This is a genomic window from Mesorhizobium sp. L-8-3, from assembly GCF_016756615.1.
In the GTDB taxonomy this organism is placed as follows: domain Bacteria; phylum Pseudomonadota; class Alphaproteobacteria; order Rhizobiales; family Rhizobiaceae.
The window spans coordinates 5,963,104-5,976,728 of sequence record NZ_AP023262.1 but is presented as its reverse complement, the minus strand read 5'-3'; the positions used below and the strand labels follow the sequence as shown (position 1 = coordinate 5,976,728).

The following is a 13,625-nucleotide window of genomic DNA, read 5'->3' as shown; positions in this document are numbered from 1 at the left end:
TCGACGAGTACGGACCGAGGCGAGATGAACACGAACCCTCCGAGCGAAGCCGAACTCGCGCAGCGCGAGACGCAAGCGAAACCGATCGTACCGAAGAGCGCCAGCGACGCGTTGAGGCCAGAGGCCGGGACGCCGCCGCCGCGGCGTTCGCGCCAGTCGCGCAACCAGTTCGTGGTCTTCCTCAATTTCCTGATGTCGACGGTCGTGCTGGTCACGCTGGCCGCCGGCATCGCCGTCTATTTCGGCAAGCGCGCCTTCGACGCTGCCGGGCCCACGCAGACCGTCAGCACGTTCCTGGTCAAGCCGAATACCGGGGTCCAGGAGATCGCCGACCAGCTCCAGCGCCGCGGCCTGATCTCCGACGCGCGCATCTTCCAGCTCGGCCTTCGCGCCTATGGCAATGAAGGCAAGATGAAGGCGGGCGAGTACGAGGTTAAGGCCGGCGCCTCCATGCGCGACATCATGGAACTCCTGAAGAGCGGCAAGTCGGTGCTCTATTCGCTGACCATACCGGAGGGCCTGACCGTCGAGCAGGCGTTCCAGCGTATCGCCGAGCAGGAAGCCCTCACCGGCGACATGCCTTCGACGATGCCGGCCGAGGGCACGCTTGCCGCCGACACCCAGCGCTTCACACGCGGCACGAGCCGCCAGCAGATCATCGACAAGATGCTCGCCGACCAGAGGAATCTGGTGGAGAGCATCTGGGAGCGTCGTTCCGACGATCTGCCGATCGCCTCCATCGAAGAGTTCGTCACGCTCGCCTCGATCGTGGAGAAGGAGACTGGCCGGGCCGACGAGCGATCCCGCGTGGCCTCGGTGTTCATCAATCGGCTCAACAAGGGAATGCGGCTCCAGTCGGACCCGACGATCATCTACGGCCTGTTCGGCGGCAGGGGCAAGCCGGCGGACCGTCCGATCTTCCAGTCCGACATCGACAAGCCGACGCCCTACAACACCTATCTTATCAACGGCCTGCCGCCGACGCCGATCGCCAATCCCGGCCGGGCGGCGCTCGAGGCGGTCGCCAATCCGTCCAAGACGGACGATCTCTATTTCGTCGCTGACGGCACGGGCGGCCATGTCTTCGCCACGACGCTCGAAGAGCACAACAAGAATGTCGCCCGCTGGCGCGCGGTGGAAAAGAAGCAGGCGGAAGAGGCGGCGAAGGCCGGTGGCGCCTCCCAGTCGACCAACCAACAATAGCGGGACGCGGGAATGATCCGATCCGGATCCCGCCTGATGCCGCGACTGGACGGGCAAGGGCGATGAGTTTGCAGAGTATGACCGGCTTCGCGCGTGCCGGCGCAGATCACGACGGCGCGGCGATCGCCTGGGAAATCAAGTCGGTGAACGGCAAGGGCGTCGACGCCCGGCTGAGGCTGCCGCCCGGCTTCGAGCGGCTGGAGCAGGCCACCCGCCAGGCGATCCAGAAGCGCTTCTCCCGCGGCAACATCCAGGCGAGCCTGGCCGTGCAGCGCGACGGCCTTGCTGTGCAGCCCGTTGTCAACGAGGATTTCCTGAAGGACCTGGCGGGCCTCGCGAAGAGGTTGGAGGAGCAGTTCGGTGTCGCTCCGGCCACGGCCGACGGGCTGCTCGCCCTGCGCGGCGTGCTCGAAATGCCGGAAGCGCTGGAGAGCGAGGAGGAGCGGGCGCGCCTCGACAAGTCGATCCTCTGCGTTTTGGACGAGGCTCTGGCCGGCCTCGAAAAGGCACGCCTGGCGGAAGGAACGGCGCTCGGTCTCGTGCTCGGCGCCCATCTCGATCGCATCGAAGCATTGACGCTCGCAGCGGAGGCCGATCCGTCCCGCGATCCTGCCGTGATCCGCGCGCGTATCGCCGAGCAGGTTCGGCTGCTGATGGAACCGGGCACGGGTCTCGACGAGACCAGGCTCCATATGGAGGCGGCTTTCCTCGCCACCAAGGCCGACATTCGCGAGGAGATCGACAGGCTGAAGACCCATGTCGCCTCCGGTCGCAACCTGCTCGCCGACGGCGGCGCCATCGGCCGCAAGCTCGATTTCCTGTCGCAGGAATTCAATCGCGAATCGAATACGCTTTGCTCGAAGTCCAATGCGGCGCCGGTCACGGCAATCGGCCTCGAATTGAAGGCCGTCGTCGACCAGTTTCGCGAGCAAGTGCAGAATCTGGAGTAAGGGATGGCCGAGGAGCGACCATCGCAGGCGATCAAGCGGCGCGGCTTGATGCTTGTGCTTTCCTCGCCGTCGGGCGCGGGGAAGTCGACTATCGCCCGCAGCCTCATCGAGAGCGACCCGGGTTTCGAACTTTCGGTGAGCGTGACCACGCGGCCGCGCCGCGGCAGCGAGATCGACGGCGTGCATTATCATTTCCGCAGCAGGCGCGAATTCGAAATGCTGCGCGACAACGACGCCTTGCTGGAGTGGGCGGAAGTGCACGGCAATTTCTACGCGACACCGCGCGAGCCTGCCGAAAGGGCGATGGCGGACGGCCGTGACATGCTGTTCGACATAGACTGGCAAGGCGCCAAGCAGCTCAAGGAAAAGATGCGCGGCGACATCGTCTCGATCTTCATCCTGCCGCCGTCGATGACCGAGCTGAAGTCCAGGCTGCAGCGCCGTGCCGAGGATTCCGCATCCACCATCGACACGCGCCTGAAGAACGCCAAGGTCGAGATCGAGCATTGGCGCGAATATGACTACGTCGTGATCAATCATGATCTCGACCGGGCGTTTGCGGAAGTAAGAGCGATCGTGACGGCGGAGCGGTTGCGCCGCGACCGCAGGCCCGGCCTGTTCGACTTCGTCTCGGCGCTGCTGGACGAGAAGCCGGAATAGGCCGGACAAGCGAGATCGTGATTGCGGCTTCGTTGGTGACGCCAGCGGGGCCGCGCGACCGCCCTACAGCGCGTTTGCGAGTGCCACGAATTCGGCGACGCTCAGCGTCTCGGCCCGCCGGGTGCCGTCGATGCCGGTCGCTTCGAGGAGCCTTTCCCCGCCGACGCTCTTCAGGCTCTGGCGCAGCATTTTGCGGCGCTGGCCGAAGGCCGCTTCGGTGACCCGGCCAAGCTTGAGGACATCGGTCCGCACCGGCTCTGCCCGGGGCACGAGGTGCACGACCGACGATGTGATCTTTGGCGGCGGCACGAATGCCTGGCGCGGCACGTCGAAAACGATTCTCGCTTCCGTCCTCCAGCCGGCCAGAACACCCAACCGGCCATAGGCGCCGCTGCCCGGTGCGGCGACGATGCGTTCGGCGACTTCGCGTTGGAACATCAGGGTCATGGATGTGTAGAAGGGCGGCCAGACAGGAACGGTCAGCCAGCGTACCAGGAGCTCCGTGCCGATATTGTAGGGGAGGTTGGCAACGATCTTGAGCGGCTGGCCGTCCGCGAGTGCGGCGAAATCGATCTTCAGCGCGTCGTCGGCGACAATGTCGAGGCGACCGGGATAGTGGCCGGCGATCTCCGCCAGAGCGGCGAGGCATCGATCGTCGCGTTCGATCGCTACGACGCGCGCGGCGCCATGCATGAGAAGGGCCCGGGTGAGTCCGCCGGGGCCGGGGCCCACCTCGACCACGGTCGTGGCTTCGAGATTGCCGGCCGCGCGTGCGATCTTGCCGGTGAGGTTCAAGTCGAGCAGGAAGTTCTGGCCGAGCGACTTCTTCGCCGCGAGCCCATGGCGTTCGATCACGTCGCGGAGCGGCGGCAGCCCGTCGATGCTCATGCAGGGCTGGTCCTGCCGGTGCCGAGCCGGGCCGCGAGCTTCAGCGCGGCGATCAGGCTGTCCGGGCGCGCGATGCCACGGCCGGCGATGTCCAGGGCGGTCCCATGGTCAGGCGAGGTGCGAACGAATGGAAGTCCGAGCGTGACATTGACCGTGTCGTCGAAGCCTAGCGCCTTGGCAGGGATGAGGGCCTGGTCGTGATACATGCACAGGGCCGCGTCGTAGCGCTTGCGGGCCGCGGCGTGGAACATGGTGTCGGCGGGCCGCGGCCCGACCGCGTCGATGCCTTCGGCGCGCAGCGCCTCGACGGCCGGCCGCACGATCGTCTCGTCCTCGGTACCGATCGCGCCCTGTTCGCCGGCATGCGGGTTCAATCCGGCCAGCACGAGGCGTGGTCGCGCTATCGCGAAACGGTTCCGCAGATCGTTCGCGACAATCCGGCCGGTCGAGACGATCAGCTCGGTCGTGAGGACCGTCGGAACCTCGGCGAGGGGAATGTGTATGGTTACCGGTACCGCCCGCAGTTCGGGGCCGGCGAGCATCATGACCGGCTGGACCTGACGCCCCGTCTGCCGGGACGCAAGTTCGGCAAGATACTCCGTATGGCCGGGGAATGCGAAGCCGGCATCGTAGAGAGACTTTTTGGCGATCGGCAAGGTGACCACCCCGGAGGCCTTTCCGGCAAAGACATCGGCGACCGCACGGTCGATCGAACCGACGATCCCCGCGGCATTGGCTGGATCGGCGACGCCAATCGTATCCGTGAAGCGCGACGGCAGCGGCGCGATCGGAAAAGCCTGCGCGAACACCTCGGCCGATTCGCCCGGCGTGACGGTCGCGACCGGCACGTCTCGACCGAGCGCTTTCGCGCGGGCGGCGAGAAGCTCGGGATCTCCGATCAGATAGAAAGGCGGAAGGTCGAGCGCCTGGCGGCCGAGCCAGGCGGCGACAGCGATCTCCAGGCCGATACCGGAAGGATCACCAGCCGTAAGCGCAAGCGGAAGCGGGATATTCTCGGACAATTGGGCTGCGCGTCATTGATCAGCGTTGGACGATCTTGGCCTTCTTGCGCAGTTCTTCCATATATTTTTTCGAGAAGTCCTCGGCTTCGCCGCCCTGCTTGGTCGCTTCGTTCTGGAAGACCATCTGCGCGACGCGGTCGTCGGAGACCTCCTTGGCGCTGCAGATGCCGATGAACTCGACGCCGCGCTCTGTTTCCCGGGCCGGGGTGGCCGCGCCGGTTTGCGTGCTCTTGATCGCATCGGCCCATGCCGGCGGCAGTTCGGGTGCAAGCACGCGGCCCAGGTCGCGCACGGTGACGTCGACCAGGCCCTTGGCGAATTCGCGGGTCTTGTCGCAGCCGGAGAACCGTGAGCGCATGGCGTCGGCCTCGCGCTTGCGCTTGCCGAGCAACGCCTTGCGGTCCGCAGCCGGCACCACGAAGACGACCTGCTGGAGCATGTATTCCGTGGCTTTGGGCTTGTTGCCGCCTTTCTGCAGCATGCGTTGCACCACATCCTGTTCGCTGAGCGTGCCGGATGCCCGATACTTCGCCTGCAGTACCTGGCTCCAGCCCATCTGCGAGCGGATGAAATCCTTGAAATGCGCCTTGGTCACGCCCGTCTGGTTGAGGATCTGGTCCATTTGGGCCGGCTGCATCTTGTTCTGGGCTGCGAAGCGGCCATAGGCGTCGTCGACCTGCTGGTCGGTGATCCTGATCCCCAGGCGCTTGGTTTCCGAAGTGCGGATCGCCTGCTCGATCAAGTCGTCGGCCGCCTCCTTGGCGCCGCCGGACCGACGCTGCAGCTTGAAGAAGGCTACCCGCCGCTGGATGTCGTAGGACGTGATAGGCACGTTGTTCACGACATATTTGATCTCGCTGGCATAGGCAACGTCGACGTCCAGGGCAACAGGAGCCGTGGCCATGGCCAACAGGAAAGCGATTCCGGATGCGGCGAGGCGCTTTCTGATCGCGGTCATGATAGTTGTCCCCGTTTACGGCACGCCCATGAGCCCGAGGCCGGGCGTGCTGAAAGCAGCAATTTCTCGCCGCCCTATGCGGCGAAACGATGACGCGTCATTGGATCGAGCCGAGAGAACTCGATCCGAAGTCGCCGATCGTGCGGAACGAGATGTTGAATCCCACCGTCTGAGAGGTTTCTCTCCTGTCGGTGCTCCGGAGTTCCGAGAAGGTCATCGAATAGGAGAAACACTCGTCGTCGTAAGCGAAACCGAACGAATCGCGCGTCGTCATGTTCGCCTCGAAGTCGTAAGTGCCCGATCCGAAGACGCGCCAATATTCATGCAACCGTGCACTCGCGGCCAGCGTGACCTCCTTGCGGTCCGTGGGGAAGCCGTAGAGCGGCTGGGCCTGGATGAAGGCATATTTTGCCGTCAGCGATCCCCTCTTGGTGCTCAGACCGGCCCTGAGCTCGGCGCGGCGAACTTCGAGCGTCTGTTCGTCGAGACGGGTGCTCGCCGAAGCCGACAGGCCGAAGGGAGTAGCGAACCCGACCAGTCCGACATAGTCCGACCGTTCCGTTTCGAGGCCGGAATAGGCGCCGACATTCACGAGATCGGGGCTGTCGAAGGAGTTCTCGCCGGCGATGTGATAGGACTGACCGACGATCGCATTGGTCGTCCAGCCGCCGCCGAAAGTGCCCGAATAGCGGAATCCGACATTGGCACGGGTGCCGCCTTCGACGTGATCATAGCCGGAGAACTTGTCGCGCTCGAACAGAGTCGTGGCGTCGAAGACGAAGCTCTGGGCATCCTCGTTGGGGATACCCAGCGTCTCCTCGTATTGCTCGTTCGGGCGGGCAAAAATCTGAGCGACAGGCTCCAGCACGTGTGTCGAGGAAGTCGACGAGAAAAGAACCGGCCAGCGCAGGTCGAGCCCGGCCGTCGCCATATAGCGATAATAGGCCGAACGCACATCCGCCGTCGCGTCGATTTGCGGGTTGGCAGCCATGGCGTTGATGGCCGCGACCGAAGCGGCGGTCTGGTTCACAAATGTCGAATCGGCCTGGAAGGCGAGCAGCGGGGTGACCACGAGCCCTCCGTCGCTGACGAAGCTTCGCTTCCACTCGGCGTCCGCCGTGACCCGCCCGCTGGTGCCCTCGATGCCGCGCACCGCAGTGACTTGCTTCTGGCGGACACCGTCCACGGTTTCAAAGCGGAACGCCTCATCGAGCTTGTCGCGGTAGATCAGTCGGGAATTGATGTCGAGATTGAACTCGCCGCCCGCGACCGGATCATCATTCGTGAAGGAGTAGTCGAAGCTTGGCAGCACCCAGGGCTGCTGAGGATTGCGTGCCGAGGGGAAACGATCCTGAATACTCTCCTGCACCTGGAAGCGATAGCCGCGCAGATCGAAGAAGTTCCTGTCGCCCAGGCCCGTGAGATACACCTGCGAGGCGTTCACGAGGGCGGTGTAGCCCCCGATGCTGTAGGTCCTGGAAAAATTCTTGTCCGTCTGGACCATGATGTCCCAGCCGGCCGTCCAGCGCTCGTTGATGACGAAGTCGCCCTTCGACGCGGCCATGCCTCGGAAACGGGTGGGGTCGGCTACCGTACCGCGGTCGACCGTATTGAGGTCGAAGGCATCAGGATCGCCCTGGCGGATACCGGCGATCTTGAGGTTGTACTGGCCGTTGTTGAAGCGCTGGCGCCATTCGGCCTGGCCCAGAAAGCCCTGACGGGAATAGTACCGACCCTGCAGGGTAAGATCGTAAGTCGGCGAGAGCGCGACATAGAAGGGCACGATCGCGCCGATACCGAGTTCGCTCTTGTAGGTTACCCCGGGGATCAGGAAGCCGGTCTTGCGCTTCACCGTCGGGTCGGCGACCTCGAAAGCCGGCAGGTAGGCGATCGGGAAGCCGAACATCTCGAAACGCGACTGCTCGAAGCGGACCGTCTTGGCCTTGCCGTCCCAGATGATCTTGCGCGCCTTGATGCGCCAGACCGGCGCCCGGTCGGGCTTTTCCTCGCAGGGTTCGCAAGCCGTGTAGACGCCATTGTTGAAGGTCGTGACCACGCCGCCCTCGCGGTCGGCGCTTTCGGCCGCGAAATAGGTCTTGTCCGGCGTCTCCACTCGCAGCGCGTTGACGAAACCGTCGCGGAAGTCGTCGGTGATATCGATCTCGTCGGAATAGATCTTGTTGCCGTCCTTTTCGATGATCTGGACGGCCCCGCTCGCCACGAGGCGATTGGAATCGCGGTGATAGGTGACGCGCTGGGCAACGAGCCTGTTGCCGTCATAGTCGATCTGGACGCCGCCGACTGCCGTCACCGTGCGTTTGTCGTTGTCATAGACCAGCGTATCGGCCTCGAGCAGCATCTGCGCATTCGGCGAGACGTCGCGTTCGAGATCCAGAGATTGAGCATGGGCCTGGGGCAGCGCGCCGCAAGCAAACAGGCACGCCAGAGCCGTTGCACCGAGAAGGCGCTTCAGACGGACGAGCTTAGACCCCTCAGTTAGCGCGACCGCCACTAACCGTCCTCCTTGTACAGCAGAAACGTCACCCCGAAGAACATTGCCACGACAACCGGCAGCCATGCTGCGATTGCCGGTGGGACGAATCCCGCCGTGCCGAACGCTTTCACCAAAACCGAGCTAACATAAAGCAGAAAGCCGGCAACGATGCCACCCAAAATCATCGTTGCGGATTGTCCCAGACGCGCGAAGCGCATCGAGACGGTGGCGGCGATAAGCGTCATCGCCACAAGCAGCAGCGGCAGCGCCACGAGCGAGTGGAACTGCATGGCGAAGGCATTGGCCTTGAGCCCGAAAGACCGGGCGACCTCTATCTTGGCGGGCAGTTCGAAGAAGGGAATCGTGTCGGGCCTGGCGAGCCGCTCCTGCACGAATTCAGGGCGCAGATTCGTTTCCACCTCGAGTGATTCGATCTTCTGCGGCAGCGAACCCTCGACCATGCGCGAGACGTCGTGCAACTCCCAGTGGCCGTTGCGCAAATAGGCGCTGCGAGCGTCCAGCCGCTCAGCGATATTGTCGGCATTGTCGATGCGGAAGAACACGGCGTCGACCAGTTCCAGGCCCTGGTTGAGGACGCTGCGCGCCCCGATGATCGTGTCTCCGGCCCTGGTCGTTTGCCTTATCCATGGAGCGGACGCCGCGACGGCGGCCCCGTTGCCGGAGCGGTAGGAAGCCTCGATCTCCTCGGCGCGCGAATAGCCGGCGGCGGCGATCGGGTTCATTACGCCGACCGTCAGCAGACCGAGCAGCAGCGCGCCGAAGCAGGCGGGCCGGAGGAACTGCCAGGCGGACACGCCGACCGATCGTGCGACCACGAGCTCATATTTGCGGTTGAGCGAAACCAGGGTCGCCATCGCGGCGAACAGCGCGATGAACGGAACGGTCTGCTGCATCACCATGGGAACGCGCATCGCCGACACGGAAAGCGCCAGGCCGGCCGAGAAGCCGGGAATATCCGAGGTGCGGGACGACAGTTCGGTGAAGTCGATGATGAATACCAGCGCCGAAATGCCGATAAAGAACCACGACGTGATGACGACGTAGCGGAGGAAGAAGTAGCGGCTCAGCGTCCAACCCATGTCAGGCCGAGCCTCCGCCGGGAGACGAGGCGCCGAACAGCCGCAGTCTGAGGACGGTCAGGCGTTCTCCGACCTGGCGCAAAAGGGTGGCCGCGCGATCGGTCCAGTTGACAGGGAGTTCCATCGGCCTGTTGGTGGCCAGGCACCACACGGAAAGTCCCGCCGCGACGAGCGGAATGACGTAGAGCAGCGGCACATAGTTGGCGTCGGTCTCCGCTTTACCGGCAGCGAAGAAGCTGATCCAGCGGACGATCAGCGCAATGGTGAGCGCCGTGATCATCGGGTGGACGCGTGCCTCGCGATGCGAGCGGGCGTCGCCGGCCACCGCCAGCGCGATCAGCGCGAAAACAAGAGGATAGAGCCATTCGGTCAGCCGCTGGTGGAAGATCGAGTTGAACTCCTGCGGATTAGCCTTGAAGAACGGATCGTTCGGGTCGGGATCGGCCAGATAGGCGAGCGACCGGTCCTTCGCGTAGATGACCAGGTGCTGGCTGGCCGAAGTGAACACCGACAGGTCGAACACGTAGGAGGTGAAGCGGATCACCGAAACTTCTCCTGCCGGCGTCTTGCGATGAACGACTCCGTCATTCATCACCAACATTGCGCGACCATTGCGGTTCGTCAGTGCGCCTTCCTTGGCATAATAGGCGAGATCGACATCCTTTTGCCGGGAGTCGGCGACGAAGATGCCGCCGAGCCGTCCGTCGGGCAGGCGTTCGCCGACCTGCACATAGAGGCCGTCGCTGACCTTGCGGAACGTGCCTTCGGTGATGACGGTCGAAAGAAGGTCGGCGCTTGCCTGGGCGAGCAGCGTGCGTACGCCGAGCCGCGCGCCGGGGTCGATGACATTCTGCACGAAGAAGGAGGTCAGGCAGGCCCCGAGGGCAAGGACCAGGGCCGGCCGGATGGTGGTCATCCTCGAACTGCCGGCCGCGCTGATCACGGCCAGTTCCGAATCGCTGTTCATCATCGTCAGCGTCTGGCTGATGCCGATCGCCACGGCGAAGGGCAGCACGACCGGGATGATCGAAGGCAGCACCAGCGTCGCCAGATGGAAGAAGGCCAAGGCGGATTGCCCGCTGTCGGTGACGAGGTTGATTCGCGACAGGGCCTGGACCGTCCACACCACGGCCAGCGTCCAGAACAGGGCTGCGAGCGCAACCACGAACGTCCGGCGTAGGATGTAGCGTTCGAGGATCTTCATCCGCAGGGCTATTCCATGTGCCTGCGCCGCCCGGCGCACCGTTGGCAAGCTGGAACGATCCGCCTGCGTGTTTCAATAGGTTGCGCCAAATCCTTGCGATCGGGCACCGTGTTCTCCGAGCCGGCGCGATAGTTGAGCGACATTGGCTAACAAAGCGCCAATAGGCTAGGTAAACAAAGCCTTAACAGATCGCCTTCGCGCCTGGAAGCTCACGATTGCGTGCGTGGGAACCGGACAGCCGCGACGGCCAGCAGAGAGAAGACGACCAGCGTGGCGAGGCTCGCGAGAACCACGTCGGAAAGATAGTGGCCGCCGAACGACATCCGCAGCCCCGACGTCAGCACGGCAACGAAAGCGGCCACGGCGAAGGCGAAGGGTCTGAGACCGGCATATTGACGCGGCAGCAGCGCCACCAGGCAGATCAGCCAGGCAGAGGCTGCCGCCTCGCCGGAGATGAACGAGCAGTTGGACTGGCAATAGGCCGAGATCTCGCCCGCGGGCACGAAGGGGAGCGGCCCGCCGAAGATGTCGGTCTGGACCGGCCGCGGGCGCCCCCAGAGTTCCTTGAAGATGCCGTTGACGATCAAGCCGACAGACAGCACGTAGGTCCAGAACACTGCGCCGACCCGCAGCGCCCACGGTCCCCAGAATTCCTCGCCCATGCGCAGTCGCGTCAGGGCGGCCGCGGCCAATCCCGCTGCGCAGGCCGCGGGAAGATGTTGAAGGAATTGCCGCAGCGCCCTCATTGGAGCCATTTCGCCTGCTGGGAAGAAACCGCAGACGGAGCCGGCGCCTTTCGCCGAGCCGCAGGCGGTCTCATCGAAGAACAGGGCGGCGGCGGCGCGGTCGACGCCAGGAAAGAAATGGAATGCGAGGAGCGCCGCCAGCAGCGCTACGGTCAGAAGCAAGGCTGTCGTGACTTCCGAAAAAGGGGACAGATCCGGCAGATCGCTCGCCGGTTTCATCCTGACCTTGCCGTGGGTGCGCTGTCTCATAGGACGCGGCTCATTCCACTAGCGCAATGCCTCGTCAACCGCCAAATGACGGTGAAGGCCAAAAGCCGCGCCGGTGTGCCTTTCATGCGGCCGGCGGCCTTGCCAAAGCGAGCAAAACCGCCAAAGGTCGTTTTCCACGCGCCCATTCTCAGCCAGGATTCCCGATGACATCGCCGACGATCAGCTTCGCCAAACTCGCGACCCCGAAAAAGGGCGTCGTCGTCCTGTTGTCGGCGGAGGAGGCGGGAATGAGCGAGACCGCAAAGGCTTGCGATCCCGCCAAGGTGCTCGATCGCGCCCTGACGGTTGCGGATTTCACCGGCAAGATGGGAACGAGCACGGACGTGCTCACCCCGACGGGCACGCCCTATGAGCGCGTCGTCGTCGTTGGCGTCGGCAAGGTCTCGGCCCTGACCGAATATGGGTGGCTCCGGATCGGCGGTTCGATTCTCGGGGCATTGCGCAAGCCGACGGAGGTCGCCGTGATTCTCGACGTCCCGGAAACCAAGGTCGGTGCCGGCGATGCCGCCAATGCGGCGGCCGGCATGCTGCTGCGGGCCTATGTCTTCGACAAGTACAAGACACGCAAGGACGAGAATGGCGAGAAGACGCCGCCGCGTCAGGTGAAGATCACCATCCATTGCGCCGATCCTGCCGGCGCCCGGAAGGCCTTTGCCGCGGCCGAGGCTGCGACAGGCGGGGTGCTGCTCGCACGCGACCTGGTCAACGAACCGGCCAACGCCCTGGGACCGGTCGAGTTCGCCACGCGCGCCAAGGAATTGGAGAAGCTCGGCGTCAAGGTCGAGGTGCTCACGGAAAAGGAGATCAGGAAGCTCGGCATGGGCGCGCTCATGGGCGTGGCGCAGGGCTCCGCACGGCCGCCCCGGCTCGTCGTGATGGAGTGGAACGGGGGCAAGGCCAAGGACAAGCCGATCGCGTTTGTCGGCAAGGGCGTGACCTTCGACACCGGCGGCAATTCGATGAAACCCGCGGCAGGCATGGAGGACATGAAAGGCGACATGGGCGGCGCGGCGGTCGTCACCGGGATCATGCATGCCCTTGCCGCCCGCAAGGCCAAGGTGAATGCCGTGGGCATCATCGGCTGCGTCGAGAACAATGTCGACGGCAATGCCCAGCGCCCGGGCGACATCGTCACCTCGATGTCCGGACAGACCGTCGAGGTGCTGAACACGGATGCCGAGGGGCGGCTCGTGCTCTGCGATGTCTTGTGGTACTGCAACGACCGCTTCCAGCCGAAATTCATGATCGATCTGGCGACGCTCACCGGCGCGATCATGGTGGCGCTCGGAAACCATCATGCGGGGCTGTTCTCCAACAATGACGAGCTGGCGGCGCGGCTGTTCATGGTCGGCCAGTCGACGCAGGAGCGCGTGTGGCGGATGCCGCTCGGTCCCGATTACGACAAGCTGATCGATTCCAAGAACGCCGACATGAAGAACATCGGTGGCCGCTTCGGCGGCGCGATCATCGCGGCGCAATTCCTGCAGCGTTTCGTCAAGGACACGCCCTGGGCGCATCTCGACATAGCCGGCACGGCCATGGGCTCGCCGGCAAACGAGATCAACCAGTCCTGGGCGTCCGGCTTCGGAGTCCGGCTGCTGGACCGGCTGGTCCGGGATTACTACGAGGGATGATCCTTGGACGGCGATAGAGGCGGGTTCAGAGGGCTATGGCGGAAGTCCTGTTTTATCATCTGACGGAGTCCAGATTGGAGGAAGCGTTGCCGGGATTGCTGGAACGCAGCGTCCAGCGCGGCTGGAAGGTTGTGGTCCAGACCGGGACCGAGGAGCGGCGCGACGCGCTCGACACGCTTCTTTGGACCTACCGCGACGAGTCCTTCCTTGCGCATGCCACAGACCGCGAGCCGCATCAGGCCGACCAGCCGATCCTGCTCACCACCGGCATGGCCAACGGCAACAATGCGGAGATACGCTTCCTGGTCGACGGTGCATCGCCGCCCGACCTGACATCCTACGCCCGCGCCGTCTTCATGTTTGACGGCCACGACGCCATGCAGCTCGAAGGCGCACGCGAGCAGTGGAAGGCCATGAAGGCTGCGGGTCATGCCGTTACCTACTGGCAGCAGACGCCGGACCGCCGCTGGGAGCGGAAGGCTTGATGAAGATGAGT

General features: G+C 64.3%; 12 protein-coding genes. 5 read left to right on the top strand and 7 right to left on the bottom strand.

The genetic code is table 11. The features are described 5' to 3' along the window. Positions 1-24: 24 nt before the first annotated feature. From mltG to gmk, 3 genes are all read left to right on the top strand, one after another. Positions 25-1,203: an endolytic transglycosylase MltG gene (mltG, locus tag JN302_RS27805; RefSeq protein WP_202329869.1), complete on the top strand. Its 1,179-nt coding sequence runs from the start codon at positions 25-27 to the stop codon at positions 1,201-1,203. 62 nt (positions 1,204-1,265) lie between these two features. Further along, positions 1,266-2,153, top strand: coding sequence for a YicC/YloC family endoribonuclease (locus tag JN302_RS27800; protein WP_202329868.1), 888 nt, complete (start codon positions 1,266-1,268; stop codon positions 2,151-2,153). A 3-nt stretch (positions 2,154-2,156) separates the two neighbouring features. Beyond that, entirely contained in the window at positions 2,157-2,813 is a 657-nt protein-coding gene (gene gmk / locus JN302_RS27795) for a guanylate kinase (RefSeq protein ID WP_244845964.1), read from the top strand. Between the two features lie 63 nt (positions 2,814-2,876). On the opposite strand, the gene rsmA is transcribed toward gmk, so the two are convergent. The 7 genes from rsmA to JN302_RS27760 form a co-directional block, all read right to left on the bottom strand. After that, positions 2,877-3,701: a 16S rRNA (adenine(1518)-N(6)/adenine(1519)-N(6))-dimethyltransferase RsmA gene (gene rsmA, locus JN302_RS27790; protein ID WP_202307348.1), complete on the bottom strand. Its 825-nt coding sequence runs from the start codon at positions 3,699-3,701 to the stop codon at positions 2,877-2,879. Further along, positions 3,698-4,723 carry a 4-hydroxythreonine-4-phosphate dehydrogenase PdxA gene (gene pdxA / locus JN302_RS27785; protein WP_202329867.1) on the bottom strand — a complete coding sequence of 342 codons (1,026 nt, stop codon included), beginning with the start codon at positions 4,721-4,723 and terminating at the stop codon, positions 3,698-3,700. Before pdxA ends, rsmA begins: the two co-directional genes overlap by 4 nt. Positions 4,724-4,742: 19 nt before the next feature. Next, entirely contained in the window at positions 4,743-5,681 is a 939-nt protein-coding gene (locus JN302_RS27780) for a peptidylprolyl isomerase (protein ID WP_202307344.1), read from the bottom strand. 97 nt (positions 5,682-5,778) lie between these two features. Continuing rightward, positions 5,779-8,193, bottom strand: a complete 2,415-nt coding sequence (locus tag JN302_RS27775; protein ID WP_446720681.1) for an LPS-assembly protein LptD — start codon at positions 8,191-8,193, stop codon at positions 5,779-5,781. Beyond that, positions 8,193-9,275 (bottom strand): LPS export ABC transporter permease LptG, encoded by a 1,083-nt coding sequence (lptG, locus tag JN302_RS27770; RefSeq protein ID WP_202307342.1) that lies wholly within the window; start codon positions 9,273-9,275, stop codon positions 8,193-8,195. Before lptG ends, JN302_RS27775 begins: the two co-directional genes overlap by 1 nt. Before the next feature lies 1 nt (position 9,276). Next, positions 9,277-10,479, bottom strand: a complete 1,203-nt coding sequence (gene lptF, locus JN302_RS27765) for an LPS export ABC transporter permease LptF (protein ID WP_202329865.1) — start codon at positions 10,477-10,479, stop codon at positions 9,277-9,279. Positions 10,480-10,688: 209 nt separating this feature from the next. Next, on the bottom strand, positions 10,689-11,474 hold the full coding sequence (locus JN302_RS27760; protein ID WP_202329864.1) for a phosphatase PAP2 family protein: 786 nt from the start codon (positions 11,472-11,474) through the stop codon (positions 10,689-10,691). A 164-nt stretch (positions 11,475-11,638) separates the two neighbouring features. On the opposite strand from JN302_RS27760, the gene JN302_RS27755 reads away from it, so the two are divergent. After that, complete coding sequence (locus JN302_RS27755) at positions 11,639-13,129, top strand: leucyl aminopeptidase (RefSeq protein ID WP_202329863.1); 1,491 nt, start codon at positions 11,639-11,641, stop codon at positions 13,127-13,129. A 35-nt stretch (positions 13,130-13,164) separates the two neighbouring features. Further along, positions 13,165-13,614: a DNA polymerase III subunit chi gene (locus JN302_RS27750; RefSeq protein ID WP_202329862.1), complete on the top strand. Its 450-nt coding sequence runs from the start codon at positions 13,165-13,167 to the stop codon at positions 13,612-13,614. The last annotated feature ends 11 nt before the right edge of the window (positions 13,615-13,625 follow it).

Bases quoted from the DNA above. Each gene is read 5' to 3' on its own strand.
- mltG (WP_202329869.1), top strand. From the start codon at position 25: ATGAACACGAACCCTCCGAGCGAAGCCGAACTCGCGCAGCGCGAGACG.
- JN302_RS27800 (WP_202329868.1), top strand. From the start codon at position 1,266: ATGAGTTTGCAGAGTATGACCGGCTTCGCGCGTGCCGGCGCAGATCAC.
- gmk (WP_244845964.1), top strand. From the start codon at position 2,157: ATGGCCGAGGAGCGACCATCGCAGGCGATCAAGCGGCGCGGCTTGATG.
- rsmA (WP_202307348.1), bottom strand. From the start codon at position 3,701: ATGAGCATCGACGGGCTGCCGCCGCTCCGCGACGTGATCGAACGCCAT.
- JN302_RS27780 (WP_202307344.1), bottom strand. From the start codon at position 5,681: ATGACCGCGATCAGAAAGCGCCTCGCCGCATCCGGAATCGCTTTCCTG.
- lptG (WP_202307342.1), bottom strand. From the start codon at position 9,275: ATGGGTTGGACGCTGAGCCGCTACTTCTTCCTCCGCTACGTCGTCATC.
- lptF (WP_202329865.1), bottom strand. From the start codon at position 10,479: ATGAAGATCCTCGAACGCTACATCCTACGCCGGACGTTCGTGGTTGCG.
- JN302_RS27760 (WP_202329864.1), bottom strand. From the start codon at position 11,474: ATGAGACAGCGCACCCACGGCAAGGTCAGGATGAAACCGGCGAGCGAT.
- JN302_RS27755 (WP_202329863.1), top strand. From the start codon at position 11,639: ATGACATCGCCGACGATCAGCTTCGCCAAACTCGCGACCCCGAAAAAG.
- JN302_RS27750 (WP_202329862.1), top strand. From the start codon at position 13,165: ATGGCGGAAGTCCTGTTTTATCATCTGACGGAGTCCAGATTGGAGGAA.